The following is a 16057-nucleotide window of genomic DNA, read 5'->3' as shown; positions in this document are numbered from 1 at the left end:
GGCGTCAGCCGGCCGCGAGTTCGCCGCGCAGCGCCTTGGCGATGCGCTCGCGCGTCTCCGGAATGCCGTAGATGGCGACGAAGGAGCCGAAGCGCGGGCCCTGGTCCTGGCCGAGCAGCACCTGGTAGAGGCCGCGGAACCAGTCGAGGGAGACGCCGGGCGGGTTGCCGTCCGGACCCTTCTTGTTGGGATCCGGGAAGTACTTGCGGCCGATGTCGAACACGACGGTCTGGATCTCGTCGGCGTTTGCCGTGGCGGGCATCCCCGCCAGCGCCGAGTCGAGCGCGACGAGCGCCTCGCGGATCGCGCCTTCCGGCAGGACGTAGTGCTTGCCAGCCTTCAGCACGTCGTTGAAGTAGTGGATCGCGTAGCCGGCGAGGCGGTCGAGCTTGTCGTGCGTCGCCGCCGTCAGATGCGGCATGTAACGCGAGATATAGGCCCACAGCACGCCCTTGTCGGTGGCGTCGGAGACGCTGACCAGGTTGAGCAGCATGGCGAAGGGAATCGGCGTGCCTTCCGCCGGCGGGTGGCCGGAATGGATGTGCCAGGCGGGATTGCCGAGCTGCTGCTCGACCGGCTGGCGCGGATAGGCGTCGACGAAGCCGAAATACTCGTCGACCGTGCGCGGGATCACCTCGAAGGAGAGCCGCTTCGCCGTCTTCGGCTTCTGGTACATGTAGAGGGCGAGGCTGTCATTGTCGGCATAGCTCAGCCACTGCTCGATCGTCAGGCCGTTGCCCTTCGACTTCGAGATCTTCTCGCCGTTCTCGGCCAGGAAGTGCTCGTAGGTGAAGCTCTCGGGCGGCTCGCCGCCGAGCGCGCGGCAGATCCGGGTCGAGAGCTTGACGCTGTCGATCAGGTCCTTGCCGCTCATCTCGTAGTCGACGCCGAGCGCGTACCAGCGCATGGCCCAGTCGGCCTTCCACTGGCACTTGACCGAGCCGCCGGTCACCGGGACCTCGACCCGCTCGTTGGTGTCGGGGTCGATATAGGTGACGGTGCCCTTCTCGACGTTGCGGTCGACCATCGGCACCTGCAGCACGACGCCGGTGGTGGGCGAGATCGGCAGGAATGGCGAATAGGTGGCGCGACGGTCGGGACCGAGCGTCGGCAGGATGATTTCCATCACCTCGTCATAGACCTCGAGCATGCGCAGGAGGGCCTTGTCGAAGCGGCCGGAGGTATAATAGTCGGTCGCGCTGGCGAACTCGTACTCGAAGCCGAAGCCGTCGAGGAAAGCGCGCAGGCGGGCGTTGTTGGCCGCGCCGAACGAGGGATACTCGTTCGAGAACGGGTCCGGCACGCGGGTCAGCGGCTTGCCGATATAGGCCTGCATCATCTCCTGGTTCGGCACGTTGGTCGGCACCTTGCGGAGGCCGTCCAGGTCGTCCGAGAACGAGAGCAGGCGGGTCGGGATCTTGTCTTCGGTCAGCAGGCGGAAGGCGTTGCGCACCATGGTGGTGCGGGCGACCTCGCCGAAGGTGCCGATATGCGGCAGGCCCGAGGGGCCGTAGCCGGTCTCGAACAGCACCGGGCCGTCCGGGCGGCCCTGCCGCTTCAGCCGCTCGACGATCCGGCGCGCTTCCTCGAACGGCCAGGCTTTCGAAACCTGCGCAGCCTGAACGAGTTCGGGCGCAAGATCGAGAACTGGAAGCGTGCCGGTCGACATCGAAAACCTCTTTGGGGAAGCGCGCGCGGGATGTTTTGAAGAAGCGCGTGGGCGCGGACCCTAGGGAGACCCCGCGCGCGCGTCAATGGTCGCGTTGGCCGCTCGCGACAAGCCGCCCCGGTTGAACGGCGTGGCAAGAGATCCTACCTTGTGCGGGTATGATTGGAACGGGCATTCATTTCCCGCGTGCAGGAGCGTATCGACATGGACAAGCCGACCGGCAGCACGGTCTCCCCGCAGGAGGCCCTGATCTATGCGATGGTGACGCTATCGGCCGTCGACCGTCAGATGACCGATCGCGAGCTGCGCAAGATCGGCGATGTCGTGAACACGCTGCCGATCTTCGGCGGCTTCGATACGGACCGGCTGGTCGCCGTGGCGGAAGCCTGCGCCACCATCACTCGCGAGGAGGATGGTCTGCACGCCGTGCTCGCCACCATCGCCACCTCGCTGCCGAAGAAGCTGCACGAGACGGCCTATGCGCTCGCCGTAGAGGTAGCCGCCGCCGACCTGCATGTCGAGCAGGAGGAGCTGCGCTTCCTCGAGCTGCTGCGCGACGTGCTCGACGTCGACTCGCTGACCGCGGCGGCGATCGAACGCGGCGCCCGCGCCCGCTACCGCACGCTCTGAGGCGTCGTTCACAAGACCCTCACCCAACCCTCTCCCGCAAGCGGGCGAGGGGGCTCGCCTAGGCTCATCGGTACATCGAGTTCCATGCTGCGAACGCGGCGGCCCAAAGCCCTCGCCCGCTCGCGGGGGAGGGTGGGGTGAGGGGCTTAGTTGTGTCGGGCCCCTAGAAATAGCCGACCGGGAAATAGCGCAGGTAGAGCTCGGCGAAGACGCCCTTGTCATAGAGGCTGTCGAGGGCCCAGTTGAGCGCCAGGCGTAGATCGTCGCGCTTCGGCGGCAGGGCGATCGACAGCCCCTGGCCGAAGAAATGCGGCTCGACATAGGGGCCGCCGATGAAATCGCAGCACCCCGAGGCCGCCTCCGACTGCAGCCAGAAGGCGAGCTGAACCCCGTCGCCGAAGACGAGATCGACGCTGCCCGCCTTCAGCGCGTCCGCGGCCGCGCCCGGCGTCTCGACGGCGATGCGCGTGCTCGCCGGGAAGAAGGCGGCGAGATAGGCCTCGTGCGAGCTGCCCTTGGCGACGGCGATTTTCCGGCCGGCAAGCCCGTCCGTGTTGAGGCGCGCCGCCGGCGCGCTCTTGCGGCCGACGAAGCGCGCGACCGGGCGCAGATAGACATCCGAGAATTCGAGCTTCGCCCGGCTTTCCGGGGTGATCGCGATGCCGGCAAGCGCCGCGTCGACGCGGCCGGCCGCGACCGTGTCGATCAGCCCGTCCCAGGGGCGCGCCTGGATCGTGCAGGGGACGCTCAGTTCGCGGCAGATGGCGCGGGCGAGATCGACGTTGAAGCCGGTGAGCTTGCCGTCGGGCCCGGTGAAGTTGAACGGCGGAAAATCGTCGGTCGTGGTGAAGCGGATGCCGGTCAGCGCTGTCGTTGCCGGCTTGTCGAGGCGGCGGTTCGGGTCCCAGAGGTCGGGGATGACGACGCCCTCGCTGGGGCGCGCCTCGGGAGCGTTCTGGGCCGTCGCCGGGCCGACGCAGCCCGCGGCGGCCGCCATCGCCACGATGCTCGCCAGGATTGCGAAGCTTGCCAATCGCCGCCACATGCCTGTATCACTCTGAATTGGTTGTTGCCGTAACGTAAGCCAAGGGGATGGCGCGTGCGGACTATAGACCAATTGTCGATGGGCACGAACCCGGACAAGCGGGCGGCCCCGACAGGTGTGGCGGGGGAGCGAATGCGTTACGGCTGGGATCCGCCTGCCGGGGGAACGCCGGATGAAGCCACGCGTTCGGCCGCGCTGGCCGCGCGCCTCGGCCTGCCGTTCGATCCCACACCGAAACGGACCTTCGAGACGGCGGTGCCGCATGAAGGAAACGGCGACGTCGCGCCGCTGGCGGCCGCCATCCGCGCCGGCCGGGTCGCCATGCTGGAGGACGGCGGGTCCCGCCGGCTGCTTATCGCGCCGCGGGCGGAGGATGTCGGTCGGCTGGCGACGGCGCTGGCGGCGGCGCCGGACCTGGCCGCGCGCCTGACCGTGACCACGCCTTCGGCGATCCGCCGCTGCCTGACGGAATCGGGATCCGTCCAACTGGTCGATCACGCCGTGTCGGGCTTCGATCGCGCCCATCCGGATCTGTCAGCCCGCCGACTGCTGACGTCGGCACAGGTGGTCTTCCTTCTCTTCTGCCTGGCGCTGGGCGGTCTCGCGCTCTGGCATTTCGGCTGGCAGGCGGTGCAGGTTGTCAACATCGCGCTCGGGATCCTGTTCCTGGCGCTCATCTTGCTTCGCCTGCTCGCCGTCAGCGTCGCGCTCGAACGCACTTTCCGGCCGGCGCCGCCGCTCGATGTCGATCGCTCGCGGCTTCCCGTCTACAGCGTGCTCGTGCCGCTCTATGACGAGGCGCACATGGTGGCGGACCTCGCCCGCGCGCTCGAGGCGCTCGACTGGCCGAAGGACCGGCTCGACATCAAGTTCATCGTCGAGGAGCGCGACCGCGCCACCCGACACGCGCTGGAGAGGCTCGATCTGGGTCGCGAGTTCGAGATCCTGGTGGTGCCGGACCGTGCCCCGCGCACCAAGCCGAAGGCGCTCGATTTCGCGCTGCCGCTGGCGCGCGGCCGCTTCGTCACCGTCTATGACGCCGAGGACCGGCCGGATCCCGGCCAGCTGCTGGAGGCCTATCTCGCCTTCGCTTCCGGCGACGAGCGGCTCGCCTGCATCCAGGCGCCGCTGCTCGTCGACAATGACGACGTCAACGGCCTGACCGCCTTCTTCGCCATGGAATATTCCATGCAGTTCGACGGCGTGTTGCCGACGCTGGTCGCGCTCGACATGCCGCTGCCGCTCGGCGGCACGTCGAACCATTTCCGCATCGAGGCGCTGCGCGCGGTCGGCGGCTGGGACCCCTACAACGTGACGGAGGACGCCGATCTCGGCATCCGCTTCGCCCGCTGCGGCTTGTGACGTGCAAGATCACATGGCATTTCCGGGAATATCTGGGAACAGCCGGGAACGTGCGAAAACACATGCGTTCCTACGGGCTTAGCCGTGATCCGGCGCCATGCGCGAATATCAGCCGCGCAAGATCAGATGGCATGAGCCCAGCGCTGGGCCAAAATCTGATTGGCGGAACTCCGCCATTTCTTCTCGCCAACTCGCAACTTCTGTGATGTCAGTTGCGCCATGTTGCGAGTTCCGAGAAACGGCCGATTTCTGCCGTTGAAGGGCTCTCCGGAGGCCTTCAAACTGTGAACTAAGGTGCAACTGTGTTGGGGCTATCCGTCGATGGTTTTCTTGGCGGCAGCCTCTGACAACAGGCGACGGTGCAGGGAGCCAAAGCTCATGACGAAGATGATGGCGTAGAGCCACCAGGCCGCCCCTTGCACGAAATACCAAAAGAGCCCCGTGAGGACGCAGGCGAAGGCGATGGAGATTAGGGCAACGCGCTCAGACGGTTTCATCTCGTCCTCCTAGATAGTGCGGCCAAACCACCGGACGCGTCCCTCGACGATGAGGTCTGGTACGTCATGCGCTGCGATCAGCTCATCGTCATAGCGCTCTCGGTTGTCGCTTCTGAGCACCACCGAACCATCTACGCGAGTTTGAAGCCGCTTCACAACCACCATGCCTGCCACCACGACGACATAGATGCCGTTGTCGACGATCCGGTCGATAGATCGGTCGATCAGCAGTAGGTCCCCATCCCGGATCGTCGGCTCCATGGAATCGCCGACTGCTGTGAGCGCCTGGGCAAATGCGGGATTAATTCCTATTCGCCTAAGCCAAGCTTCGCGGAAGGCGACGAACTCCTTCTCCTCGCCAGCATCCATGATTGCAAGCCGGCCCCGGCCGGCGCTGGCACGGACATCCAGCCTCGGCACAGGAACAAATCCGTCCTGTTCGGCCTTATAGGAAGCTGAAGGTCGATCTGAATTTTCACCGCCAAGAAGTTCATGAACCTGAACTCCACATGCCTGCGCAAGGCGAACGAAGACGGAGACCTTGGGGTCTGCCTTGCCATAAATGTACGTGTTTAGAGTACTGATGGGCACGCCGGAGGCCGCAGAAACCCTATCTTTTCCGCCAGCTGCAGCCACTGCGGCCTTCAGCCGTGCAGCGGTCTCTTCAATGTGCAGCTTCTCGTCAGCCTCGCCCAACAATCCGTCCTCGGTTTGTTCAGGTTCCTGTTGACGAATCATCTAGGAACCTGCACCTTTCATCCACTGATGAACAACACATCACAAAAAGCCGCCCGGACAGGGGCGGCCGCTGAGGTGAGATGAATATCGTCCTATCACAAGCTGGTTGGCACCGCGCCGACATCATCGCCGCGATCCATAAGAAGGGTTCGAGCCTCACGAGGCTCGGTCTGGCAAATGGCTTTGCCGCGACCACGCTTCGATCGAGCCTGCATCGACGCCATCCGAAGGCGCACGCGATCATCGCAGCCTTCCTGGGCATCTCGCAGGCGGAACTCTGGCCCCACTGGTACGCCTCGCCGGACCGCTATTCTTCCCCGCATTCGGAGCCTGCCAGAAGCGACGCGGCCCCGTCGAGTCAATTCCGGGGTGCGGCATAGACATGGCCCATCGTTCTGCCCCCGAGGTCGTGTCCAAGCCTTGCGTCAACCTGGACAGCCGGAAGACTGCGGTCGAGAGCGACCTGGCCCGCCGGCTCAGCGCTTTAGGACTTGCCATCTGCATTGCGGCGTTCGCCGCACGCCCCGGCGTCGCCCTGGTTCATGCCTGGCTGCAGGGGGCGCTGTGATGCTTCGGCGGCTCGCGACCCAGCCGGTGATCGACGAGGCACGAGTGGTTGTCACCCACGACGGCCCGGTCGCCTTCGATCGCCTCGTCGCAGCGATGGTCGCGACGGCCCGAACTGGGGTCCGGCGCGGCGCTAGCGCCGTCGAGATATTGGCCGTTTCGGGCCAATTCACCTCCGCCGAAATCATCGAATGCCTCGCCGATGTCGAGGCAGCGATCGCAGCCGAGCGCTGCGAAGCAGCACCTGCATATCAAGGATCTGAGTGATGTCCGCGCGCTTCGAAGAGGTTCTCGTCTCCGCCATCCACGTCGGAAATCGCCTACGCGATGCCGACGGAGACCGGGTGGCCGTCCTCAAGGTCACGGTCGGCGATCGCGGCCTGCAGCAGCCGATCGTTCTGGGAGAGAATGTCCACGGTCTTCATCTTGGCGCGGGCCTGCATCGGCTCACAGCCGTGATGCAGCTCGGATGGTTGCGGATCCCCGCCAGCATCAAGACGATCTCGGATGACCCGGCCCGGGCTGCCGTTGAGCTTCGCTACATCGAGGTCATCGAGAACCTCGACCGGAAGGAGTTGACCGCGCTCGATCGCGCTCGACATCTGGCCGCGCTTCATGATGTCCAGCAGCAGCTGAACCCGACCAAGCGTCGGGGCGGTGATCGCCGCTCTGAGGATTTCAAACTGCAGTCTTTGCAGTTTGATCTGGCCGAGGATCTCGCCGAGCGTGTCGGGCTCTCCCCACGGTCCGTTGCCCTGGCCATTTCCATCTCTCGTGGGCTTTCGCCTAAGTCTATGTCGAGGCTGCAGGGCACCTGGTTGGCCGATCATCAGGCCCAGCTCAAGCTGCTATCGGACCAGAAGCCCGCCGCACAGGAGCAGATCCTCGGCGCGATCTTTGCCGACCCGCCGAAGGCGGCCAGCGTCATGGACGCCCTGGCGCTGCTGGAAGGCATTTCCAAAGAGCCATCGTCCGCGCCCTGGACCCGGCTTTCAGGAACCTTCGCTCGCCTTTCGAAGCGCGATCAGTTCACCTTCTTTGACAGTCACGAGGATCTGGTCCGCGAGTGGCTGGCCGGGCGGGAGCGCGCGCAATGAGCCGGCGCCCACGTGATCCCCACACGCTCGATATATTCCAGGACTACGCGCCGAAGCCCGTCGTTGAGCGGTTCAACGAGGACGAAGTGCGAGCTGGTCGGCTCTCCGCGCGGATGTCTCGCGCGGTCAAGAAGACGCTCGACGATAGCGGCATGTCGCGCCCAGAACTCGCGAAGGCAATGGGCGAGTTCCTCGGCGAAGTCGTGCCGAAGTCAATGCTCGATGCCTATGCCAGCCAGGCGCATGAGGATCACAACATCTCCGCCGTGCGCCTGGTGGCTCTCGCCAGCGTTACCAGCGACGCGCGCCTGCTCAATGCCCTCTTGGAATGCATTGGGCTGATTGCGGTGCCGGCTCGGTACGAGTCCCTGATCCGTCGCGAGATGGCCCGCGAAGCCGTCGAGCGCGCCGAGCGCGCCGCACAGGCCGCCGACGCGGAATGGAGGGCGCGGCGGTGAGGGAATGGCTTAACGCTCAGGAGATTGCTGAGCTGAAGCTGGCTGGCATGCCGGCCTCGCGCTTTGGTGTTCAAAGGCTCGCGGATCGACAGCAGTGGCATGTCGATGAGAGGCGCTCGCGCCAACGGCAGGAGCGAGGCGGCGGCATCGAATATCATTTCGAGCTGCTGCCCCTTCCAGCTCGAGTCGATTACTTTAAGCGCCATCTCGCGGTTGATCCCACTGACGACGCGATGCGCCGCGAGGCTGCGGCGGAGCCCGGCGCCAGTGCGCTTTCTAGTTCGGCGGCTGCTCAGCGAGACGCCCGTCTCGCGGTGCTTAAGAGCGCCGAGGACTTCCATCGACATTCCGGCCTGTCGCTGATCGCCTCCGACTGTGCGTTCGCGAGGATCTACAACGCCGGCAATATCGCCGCGCCCGAGTGGGTTCGCGAGGCCATCAAGCAGATCTCGGCACGCTCGATCGCGAGGTGGCGTGCGCACCGCAAGGCCGGCGAGACGAAGCGCCTCGGAGTTGACCGTGCCGCTGCTCGCAAGGGCAAAGGCGCGCTCGACATCGCCGACGGCGGCGGCGTTCGCACCTTCATTTTCGCACTCCTAATCCAGCAACCCATGATCTCCGCCAAGAACGTTCGGCGGCTGGTGCGGGCGCGCTATGGCGACTTGCTGCCGGGTCATCTCGACGAGGCCCTGCCGCTGCCGCCGCTCCGGACGTTCCAGCATTTCCTCAAGAGCATGCGCGACGAGCACAAGATCGACCTGGTCGCCCTGACCAATCCGGACGCATTCCGCTCGCAATATCGGATCGCAGGTCGTGGCTCGCTTCGCCATGTCACGCGCGCCGGGCAACTTTGGATGATCGACGCGTCGCCTGCCGACGCTCTCCTCGTCGATGGCCGCCACTCCGTCTACCTTTGCGTCGACATCGCGACCCGCCGTCTGAAGGTCTACGTCTCGAAGACACCGCGCGCCAGCGCCGTCGGTCTCTTGATGCGCCGCGCCATTCTCGACTGGGGCGTCCCTGAAGCAGTGAAGACGGACAATGGCTCCGACTTCACCGCCAAGGCGACGGAGCGACTCTTCGCGGACCTCGATATCGAGGCAATCACCTCGACGGCCTTCCAGCCGCAGGAGAAGGGCCATATCGAGCGCGCCATCGGCACGTTCCAGCGCGATCTGATGCAGCTTTGCCCCGGCTTCATCGGCCATTCAGTATCGGACCGAAAGGCGATCGAGTCCCGTAAGAGCTTTGCCGATCGCCTCGGTGAGCAGGATCGCGACACCTTTGCCGTCGAACTGACCGCCGATCGTTTCCAGACCTACTGCGACGAATGGGCTGACAACCTCTACGCCCATGAGCCGCATGATGGCCTTCATGGCAGGACGCCGTTCGACGTGGCATCGGAATCGCGCGATGCGATCCGGACCGTCGAACCCCGCGCGCTCGACATGCTGCTCGCACCCATCGCCGGCAAGGATGGGTACCGGACCGCCACCAAGTCCGGCATTCGTATCGACGGAAACTACTATCTGGCCCCGGCCGTCCAGCCTGAAACCCGCGTGTTCGTGCGACGCGATCCGGCAGACCTCGGCAGGCTGTTCCTGTTCTCCGACGCTGGCGGCGACTACCTGGGCGAAGCCATTTGCCCACGTCTTGCCGGCATCGATCCGGCAGAGGCTGTAAAGGCAGCCCGCGCCGAACAGAGCCGCATCCTGGCCGAACGGACGCGCGAGGCGAAGGCCGAAGCCCGGCGGATGACGAAGGGCCCGCATCTCGTCGAGCTGGTCCTTGGTCAAGCTCGCAAAGATCGCGCCGGCGTCGTCGCCTTCCCGAAGCCTTCGGTGGCTCACTCCACGCCGCAGATCGACGCTGCGAAGCACGCTGCCAACGCAGCAGAACGCCCGGTCGCGCCGACGCCGATCCATTCTCCCGAAGCGCTCGCCATGCATGCGCGCCTCGCTTCCGAGCCGGCGCTGCGGCCGGTCCGCGCCGCGCCGCGCAAGACCGACATGGAGCTGATGACCGAGCGCTGGGAACGCGCCTTGCGGATCGAAGCCGCCATCCAGCGCGGCGACACGATTCCGGAAACCGACCTTCGCTGGCACGCGGGCTACTCGGCAGGTCCCGAGTATCGCGGCCTCGACATGACGCATCGCGGCTCTTTGAGCCGGGAACGAAGCACGGCCTGAAAACCAAGCTCAACTGAAGTGGGGAATTGAATATGACACATGCGGCAAGGCCCGTCCGAGGTCCGGTCAACCTGAAGATCGTCGGTGGCTTCATGGCCATGGCGATGAAGTTGATCAATCGCGACGCGCATCTGCCGGGCCTTGGCGTCTGCCACGGTCCCAGCGGCTACGGGAAGACGCAGGCCAGCATCTTCGCGCGCAACATGACGGGCGCCATCGTCGTCGAGGTCGGCGACAGCTGGAACAAGAAGATCCTGCTGCAGCGGATCCTGTTCGAACTCGGCGAGCAGTCCCCGAAGGGACGGACGATCGGCGAGTTGTCGATGCAGGCCAGCGAAATCCTCGGCCGCGACCCGAACCGTCCCCTGATCGTCGATGAGGCGGATCGCCTGGTCGACAAGGGGCTGGTCGAGATCATTCGCGAGTTGCACGAGATGAGCCAGGCGCCGGTCATCCTGATCGGCGAGGAAGAGCTTCCCCGCAAGCTTCTGCGCATCGAGCGCGTGCACAATCGCGTGCTGGAGTGGTTTCCGGCCGAGCCCTGCGATGGCGCCGATGCTCGCCTGCTGGCTGACGCGCTCTGCCCGAACGTCGAGATTGCAAACGACCTTGTCGAACTGATCCGGCAGCAGGCCGACGGGCGCGCCCGCCGCATTGTCGTCAACCTGGCGCGTATCGCAGAAGCGGCCCGCAACGAGGACGTGGCGCGTTTCGATGTCGGATCCTGGGGCGATCGCGGCTTCTACACTGGCGAGCCGCCGGCGCCGCGCGCAACGTCGCTCTACCGGAGGGCTGCCTGATGGCCCGTCGTCCACACCCGGAAGAAGTCGCGCTGAAGATCAAGGTGCCGCGCGGCATTGAGGGCTACTGGTCGATCATGCTCGATCTCGGCCGCGACGGCGGGACCTTCAGTGTTCCCGACGTTGACGTCCGGTCTAATACCGACAAGGCAACCATCAGCGGCTATGTGAGCCGACTGGTGAAGGCCGGCTATCTCGTGCTTGACCACACACGGCCGTCGGCCAAGGGGTCTCCGCAGCGGTTCTACCGTATTGCCAAGCTCAGCGCCGAGGCTCCCCGCGTGCGCCGCGACGGCTCCGAGGCGCCGCGCGACCAGCAATGGCGGCTTTGGGCAACCATCCGGCTCTTGAAGCGAGGCTTCACGGCCGAGGAACTGGCGTTCAATGCCGGCCTGGAAGAGGCTGTGCCGATCCGGACCGTCCGCAGCTACATCCAGCATCTGGAGCGTGCCGGCTACCTCGGCCGCGTCGGTATCGCCAAGGCGGGAAAGCCGATCACCTACCGGCTCCTGCGCGACACCGGCCCCAAGCCTCCGATGGTCCTCGCGACCCGCTCGGTATGGGACCAGAACCAGGCCGCGATCGTCGGCGACAGTGTGACGGAGGCGGCATCGTGAACCGTGGTCCCGTCGCCGGCCGACAGTCCGGTACTGACTATATCGCCAAGGTCCAGGACGCCTGGGGCGACGTCCCTGACTTCGTCATGGAGCTGGCACTTGAGGCCTCGCGCACGACCCAGAGCGCTGCGGCGAAGCGCATTGGCTATTCGGCTCCGGTCGTCTCAGAAGTCTTCGCCAACCGCTATCGCGGCGACATGGTGCGCCTTGAGCAGAAGGTTCGGGGCGTCCTGATGGGCGCAACCGTCAGCTGTCCAATCCTCGGAGAAATCGGCCGCGACCGCTGCCTCGACGAGCAGCGCGTGCCGTTTTCCGCCTCCTCTTCCATCCGCTCGAAGCTCTACCGGGCCTGCCGCAATGGCTGCCCGAACGCCCGCCTTCAATCACAGGAGTAGACCCATGCTTTCCCGCAATTTGAGCCGTCTCGCCACCTCGTTCGAACGCCGGATGGTCTCCGGAAGCTTCGACCCGGAGAGCGCCATGGCGTTCCTGGCTTCGCTGCAGGTCGCCGCAAGGCAGGCCGAGCAGATGGAGACGGCCGAGCCCAGCCCGACCAAGCGTCCGGTCATCGCCGTCGACAATGTCATTCCCTTTCCGAGGTCGCAGTGATCCGGCCGATTCACAGGGACATGGTTCTGCGCATGGCGAGCCGCGGACTTCCGCCGAAGGCGATCCACGACGCCATGGGCCGCTCAATCCCGCTCGATCTCATCTCCGAGATCGTCGGAGACGGCGGCGCCTCGCAGCGTCTCCAGGCAACTGCCGTGCGGCTTGAACGCATCCGAACCCGTCAGGCCCGACGCCAGGCGAGAGGGTCGGGAAACCAGCGCGCGACTGCCTTTCACACACACACCCAAGCGAGGAACTTCTGAATGTCTGAGACGACCAACTACAACCCGACCCCCACAATCGACGTCGGCGGCAAGCCGTTCATCTACGACGCGAAGGGCAATCTCGTTCCGCTCTCGGCGGTCAAGCCGATGGATCTTTTGCAGGATGAGATGGTTCGCAAGGTGATCGGCTATGCCCGCGAGCTGTCGGCCCAGATCGCCCGTTTCAAAGGCCATACCTTTGACGACGTCGGGTCCCTCCAGGCGCTGATCGCTCAGGACTATGGCGCGACACTCGGCGGCAAGAAGGGCAACGTCAGCCTCACGTCCTTTGACGGCACCCAGCGAGTTACCGTCCAGGTCGCGGATCTGCTGGAGTTCGGACCGGAGCTGCAGGCCGCGAAGAGCTTGGTGGATGCTTGCCTCGCCGAGTGGTCGGAAGGCTCGCGCGACGAAATCCGTGCCATCGTCACGCGCGCCTTCAATGTCGACAAGGAGGGCCAGATCAACCGGGCAGAGTTGTTCATGCTGCTGCGGGTCTCGATCGAGGACGAGCGCTGGCAGAACGCCATGCAGGCGATCCGGGATTCGATCCGCATTATCGGCTCGAAGACCTACGTCCGGTTCCACGAGCGGGACAGTGCCGACGGCGCCTGGCGCGCCATCACGATCGACCTGGCTGCGGCGTGAGGGCATGGGGATGGCAACGTTCGACCGATCCACCGAACCGATGGCCGGCTCCACGCCGGCCAAGGTGACCGTCCAGCTGCAGCTGCTCGCTGACGGCCAGACCATCGTCCTCACGGCGGTGTGTTCCCTGCCGGCGATCGCCGAGGAACTCTTTGCCGGAATGGCGGAACAGCTGAAAGGCTCGTCGCTGTTTCGCCTCGCGGATTTCAGCTTTCGGCAGCCGGTCGCCGGTGAGAGCAGCTGAGACCATGGCAGGCATTTACTGGACCGAAGGATGCGCTCGCGTCCGCAACTTCTCTGCCGCCGTGAGGTCGACGGGCAACTCCATTGTGAAGGTCGAGATCGAGGTTCTCGACGACTTCGAGCTTGGCCACCTCTTGGCTGAACTCAAGAAGCTCGCCCGACCGGCCATCCGGAAGGGGCGACGCTCCGCACCAAAGCTGCTGGAAGATCTCAGGGGGAAGGAATGAAGATCGAAGTCTCGTCTGAAGGAATGGCGCCCGAGATCCGAAATCTCCGGATCGTGGCCCTGGCCCAGGCTGGCAAGCCTCCGTCAGCTATCGCCGAAATACTGAGCATTCCAGTCGGCACGGTCTACAACGCGATTCGGCAGGCGCGGATGGGCGGGATCGTCATTCCCGTTTTCAGCCAGCGCACCACGCCACCGCGTGGCAACCAGTCCCGACGGGTGCCGGAGGATCACTCCCGACCGGCGGCAGCCCCTAAGCCGGAGGCGGCCCAGCGCCTGCGCAAATGGACCTTCGAGGACGACCAGAAGCTGACGGAGCTGATGGGGCGCAATGTGCGTCTGACCGGCATCGCTGCGATCATGCGTTATCCCTATGCCACCATCATCGCGGCTGCAGAGCGGCTGGGCCTGACGCGCGCTGGAGCTTCGTCATGAGCGCCCTCGCGAAGATCCATGTCGCCAAGAAGGCGCTCGCGCTCGATGACGACACCTATCGCGATGTCCTTGGGCGGGTGACCGGCAAGCGCTCGGCGAAGGACCTCACAGTCATCGAATGCGGACGTGTCCTGGACGAGTTCAAGCGACTCGGTTTCAAGCCGATGCCGGTCCGACGCGCGTCTGGCGCTGTCGAAATGGAAGGGCCCTACGGCGGCAAGCTGCAGGCCCTTTGGATCTCGGCCTGGAACCTCGGCGTCGTGCGCGATCGCAGCGATCGCGCACTGGTCTCCTTCGTCGAGCGCCAGACCGGGATCGAGCGCACGCGCTTCCTCCGCGACGCCAAGGAGGCCGCCAAGGCGATCGAGGGGCTGAAGAAGTGGATCGGCCGCGAGACCGGCGTGGACTGGCCGGGACGGACGCCCTTGCCCCATGAGACCAAGCGCGCCGTCATCAAGGCCCAGCTCGCCATCCTCGGCCGCGCCATCGACAATGCGGCAGCCGTTGATCCCGATGCCTACATGGCCGCGCTCGGTGTCGAGATCCGGAGGCGCCAAGCATGATCCCGTCTGGCGCCACGGCCGTGATGTCGACCAGGAAATCGCCGAAGCGAAAGAAGTCCAGTCCCCAGACCAAGCCATTGCCGGCTCCGGTCGACAAGGACCCGCGAGACGGGCTCGAATTCTTCCCGACCCCGCCCTGGGCGACGCGGGCGCTGACCAAATACGTCCTGCCATTGGTGACCACCGGTCTAGACCAGTTGACCTACTGGGAGCCGTGCTGCGGCGAGGGTCATCAGGCCGAGGTACTGAACGAAAGCTTTGGACGCGGCTACGCCTCGGACGTCTATCCCCACGGCTACGGCGCCGTCGGATCTTTCGTCGGCATCGGCGGGCTCGACCTGGATATCGCTCATTGTCCGTTCCGGCCGGACTGGGTCATCAACAACCCACCGTTCGGATTGGCAGTCGATGTTGTCGAGCGAGCGCTGCAGGAGGCCATTGAAGGCGTCGCGATGCTGGTGCGGACGCTCTGGATCGAAAGCGACGAGCGCTATCAACTGTTTTCGCGCTACGAGCCGACCTTGCAGGCGACCTACGCCGAGCGTGTCCCGATGGTGCAATATCGCTGGGACCCCGAGGCGTCGACCGCGACCTCCTACAGCTGGGTCATCTGGAAAAAGCCGTTTGGCGGCTGCGGCCCAGGCGGCATGCCGAGCTGGCGAACCGTCATCATCCCGCCCGTCTGCCGCAAGGAACTTTCGCGACCGGATGATGTCGCCCGGTTCACGAGCAGGCAGAGCGTGCCCTTGTTGGCCTACGCTGGAGCGGCCGCATGACGAAGCGCGCCATCTCCGTCACCGACCACGCCGTGCTTCGGTTCATGGAGCGCGTGCATGACCTCGACATCGACGCCATCCGGCAGCGCATCGCGGAGCGTGTCGAACGATCCGTCGAACTGGCGACCAGCCTGGACGGCGAAGGAACGGTCACCGTCGTCAAGGATGGTTTCCGCTATGTCGTGAAGGGCGGAACCGTCGTCACGATCACACGGACGCGAGACCAATGAACTACTCCTGGCTGCCGCCCCGTCTTGCAGAAATCGCGGAGATCGTCGGTCTCGACGCGGCTCTGCGTCTGGCCGAGATCCGGGGCGGCGCCAGGCTGATGTTTCCACGCACGGCGAAGCCGGACCATTGGTTGGTCCAGGAGCTTGGTGGTGAGAAGGCCCAGGCACTGTGCGATCATTTCTCCTCGACGGGCGGCGTGCCTGTCGAGATCCCGCTGGGGCCGACCGGCTCGGCGGCGGGCATGAGGCAGGCGATCGATCGCCTTATCGCAGACGGCATCTCGGCTGAGGAGATCGCCCGGCGACTGCGCGTCTCGGCGCGCAACGTGCGGCGCCGGCGCACCAGCCTCGGCGACGCCGAACAGGATCCCGATCAAGGCCGCTTGTTCTAGAAG

Annotated in this window: 23 protein-coding genes; 19 read left to right on the top strand and 4 right to left on the bottom strand. The window is 65.3% G+C overall.

Features of this window, described 5'->3' with window-relative positions:
* Positions 1 to 4 precede the first annotated feature (4 nt).
* Entirely contained in the window at positions 5 to 1669 is a 1665-nt protein-coding gene (locus WFK98_RS23670; RefSeq protein ID WP_336802024.1) for a lysine--tRNA ligase, read from the bottom strand.
* 204 nt (positions 1670 to 1873) lie between these two features.
* Between WFK98_RS23670 and WFK98_RS23665 the strand changes: the two genes are divergently transcribed.
* The gene (locus WFK98_RS23665; RefSeq protein ID WP_266337304.1) at positions 1874 to 2299 is read left to right on the top strand and encodes a tellurite resistance TerB family protein; all 426 of its coding nucleotides are present in this window, start codon (positions 1874 to 1876) and stop codon (positions 2297 to 2299) included.
* A 163-nt stretch (positions 2300 to 2462) separates the two neighbouring features.
* On the opposite strand, the gene WFK98_RS23660 is transcribed toward WFK98_RS23665, so the two are convergent.
* Positions 2463 to 3332 (bottom strand): transporter substrate-binding domain-containing protein, encoded by an 870-nt coding sequence (locus tag WFK98_RS23660; RefSeq protein ID WP_266337305.1) that lies wholly within the window; start codon positions 3330 to 3332, stop codon positions 2463 to 2465.
* 144 nt (positions 3333 to 3476) lie between these two features.
* Here WFK98_RS23660 and WFK98_RS23655 point away from each other — a divergent pair, with 144 nt between their 5' ends.
* Positions 3477 to 4706, top strand: coding sequence for a glycosyltransferase family 2 protein (locus WFK98_RS23655; protein WP_336802023.1), 1230 nt, complete (start codon positions 3477 to 3479; stop codon positions 4704 to 4706).
* Positions 4707 to 5017: 311 nt separating this feature from the next.
* On the opposite strand, the gene WFK98_RS23650 is transcribed toward WFK98_RS23655, so the two are convergent.
* Together WFK98_RS23650 and WFK98_RS23645 are read right to left on the bottom strand one after the other, a co-directional pair.
* Positions 5018 to 5203 (bottom strand): hypothetical protein, encoded by a 186-nt coding sequence (locus tag WFK98_RS23650; protein WP_336802022.1) that lies wholly within the window; start codon positions 5201 to 5203, stop codon positions 5018 to 5020.
* A gap of 9 nt (positions 5204 to 5212) precedes the next feature.
* The gene (locus WFK98_RS23645; protein ID WP_336802021.1) at positions 5213 to 5941 is read right to left on the bottom strand and encodes an XRE family transcriptional regulator; all 729 of its coding nucleotides are present in this window, start codon (positions 5939 to 5941) and stop codon (positions 5213 to 5215) included.
* Positions 5942 to 6021: 80 nt separating this feature from the next.
* Here WFK98_RS23645 and WFK98_RS23640 point away from each other — a divergent pair, with 80 nt between their 5' ends.
* The 17 genes from WFK98_RS23640 to WFK98_RS23560 all read left to right on the top strand — a co-directional run bounded on the left by WFK98_RS23640 (position 6022) and on the right by WFK98_RS23560 (position 16054).
* Positions 6022 to 6321 carry a helix-turn-helix domain-containing protein gene (locus WFK98_RS23640; protein ID WP_336802020.1) on the top strand — a complete coding sequence of 100 codons (300 nt, stop codon included), beginning with the start codon at positions 6022 to 6024 and terminating at the stop codon, positions 6319 to 6321.
* A gap of 187 nt (positions 6322 to 6508) precedes the next feature.
* A complete protein-coding gene (locus tag WFK98_RS23635; RefSeq protein WP_336802019.1) occupies positions 6509 to 6775 on the top strand; it encodes a hypothetical protein in 267 nt (88 codons plus the stop codon).
* Positions 6775 to 7605 carry a ParB/RepB/Spo0J family partition protein gene (locus WFK98_RS23630; protein ID WP_336802018.1) on the top strand — a complete coding sequence of 277 codons (831 nt, stop codon included), beginning with the start codon at positions 6775 to 6777 and terminating at the stop codon, positions 7603 to 7605. The genes WFK98_RS23635 and WFK98_RS23630 overlap by 1 nt, the downstream gene beginning before the upstream one ends.
* Positions 7602 to 8063 (top strand): hypothetical protein, encoded by a 462-nt coding sequence (locus WFK98_RS23625; RefSeq protein WP_336802017.1) that lies wholly within the window; start codon positions 7602 to 7604, stop codon positions 8061 to 8063. Before WFK98_RS23630 ends, WFK98_RS23625 begins: the two co-directional genes overlap by 4 nt.
* 233 nt (positions 8064 to 8296) lie before the next feature.
* A complete protein-coding gene (locus WFK98_RS23620) occupies positions 8297 to 10252 on the top strand; it encodes a transposase family protein (RefSeq protein ID WP_336802016.1) in 1956 nt (651 codons plus the stop codon).
* 32 nt (positions 10253 to 10284) lie between these two features.
* Entirely contained in the window at positions 10285 to 11052 is a 768-nt protein-coding gene (locus WFK98_RS23615) for an ATP-binding protein (protein WP_336802015.1), read from the top strand.
* Positions 11052 to 11669, top strand: a complete 618-nt coding sequence (locus WFK98_RS23610; RefSeq protein ID WP_336802014.1) for a hypothetical protein — start codon at positions 11052 to 11054, stop codon at positions 11667 to 11669. The genes WFK98_RS23615 and WFK98_RS23610 overlap by 1 nt, the downstream gene beginning before the upstream one ends.
* A complete protein-coding gene (locus WFK98_RS23605; protein WP_336802013.1) occupies positions 11666 to 12064 on the top strand; it encodes a transcriptional regulator in 399 nt (132 codons plus the stop codon). Before WFK98_RS23610 ends, WFK98_RS23605 begins: the two co-directional genes overlap by 4 nt.
* A gap of 4 nt (positions 12065 to 12068) precedes the next feature.
* The gene (locus WFK98_RS23600) at positions 12069 to 12278 is read left to right on the top strand and encodes a hypothetical protein (RefSeq protein ID WP_336802012.1); all 210 of its coding nucleotides are present in this window, start codon (positions 12069 to 12071) and stop codon (positions 12276 to 12278) included.
* Between the two features lie 263 nt (positions 12279 to 12541).
* Complete coding sequence (locus WFK98_RS23595) at positions 12542 to 13189, top strand: DUF3164 family protein (RefSeq protein ID WP_336802011.1); 648 nt, start codon at positions 12542 to 12544, stop codon at positions 13187 to 13189.
* Between the two features lie 10 nt (positions 13190 to 13199).
* The gene (locus WFK98_RS23590; protein ID WP_336802010.1) at positions 13200 to 13433 is read left to right on the top strand and encodes a hypothetical protein; all 234 of its coding nucleotides are present in this window, start codon (positions 13200 to 13202) and stop codon (positions 13431 to 13433) included.
* A gap of 4 nt (positions 13434 to 13437) precedes the next feature.
* Positions 13438 to 13659, top strand: a complete 222-nt coding sequence (locus WFK98_RS23585) for a hypothetical protein (RefSeq protein WP_336800633.1) — start codon at positions 13438 to 13440, stop codon at positions 13657 to 13659.
* Positions 13656 to 14093, top strand: a complete 438-nt coding sequence (locus WFK98_RS23580; protein WP_336802009.1) for a helix-turn-helix domain-containing protein — start codon at positions 13656 to 13658, stop codon at positions 14091 to 14093. Before WFK98_RS23585 ends, WFK98_RS23580 begins: the two co-directional genes overlap by 4 nt.
* On the top strand, positions 14090 to 14656 hold the full coding sequence (locus tag WFK98_RS23575) for a regulatory protein GemA (protein ID WP_336802008.1): 567 nt from the start codon (positions 14090 to 14092) through the stop codon (positions 14654 to 14656). The genes WFK98_RS23580 and WFK98_RS23575 overlap by 4 nt, the downstream gene beginning before the upstream one ends.
* The gene (locus WFK98_RS23570) at positions 14653 to 15432 is read left to right on the top strand and encodes a hypothetical protein (protein ID WP_336802007.1); all 780 of its coding nucleotides are present in this window, start codon (positions 14653 to 14655) and stop codon (positions 15430 to 15432) included. Before WFK98_RS23575 ends, WFK98_RS23570 begins: the two co-directional genes overlap by 4 nt.
* Complete coding sequence (locus tag WFK98_RS23565; RefSeq protein ID WP_336802006.1) at positions 15429 to 15662, top strand: hypothetical protein; 234 nt, start codon at positions 15429 to 15431, stop codon at positions 15660 to 15662. Before WFK98_RS23570 ends, WFK98_RS23565 begins: the two co-directional genes overlap by 4 nt.
* The gene (locus tag WFK98_RS23560) at positions 15659 to 16054 is read left to right on the top strand and encodes a hypothetical protein (protein ID WP_336802005.1); all 396 of its coding nucleotides are present in this window, start codon (positions 15659 to 15661) and stop codon (positions 16052 to 16054) included. The genes WFK98_RS23565 and WFK98_RS23560 overlap by 4 nt, the downstream gene beginning before the upstream one ends.
* Positions 16055 to 16057 lie beyond the last annotated feature (3 nt).

It is taken from the genome of Kaistia sp. MMO-174 (assembly GCF_037147815.1).
Lineage (GTDB): Bacteria > Pseudomonadota > Alphaproteobacteria > Rhizobiales > Kaistiaceae > Kaistia > Kaistia nematophila.
The sequence above is the reverse complement of the archived record's forward strand: the minus strand, read 5'-3'. Positions and strand labels throughout refer to the sequence as shown.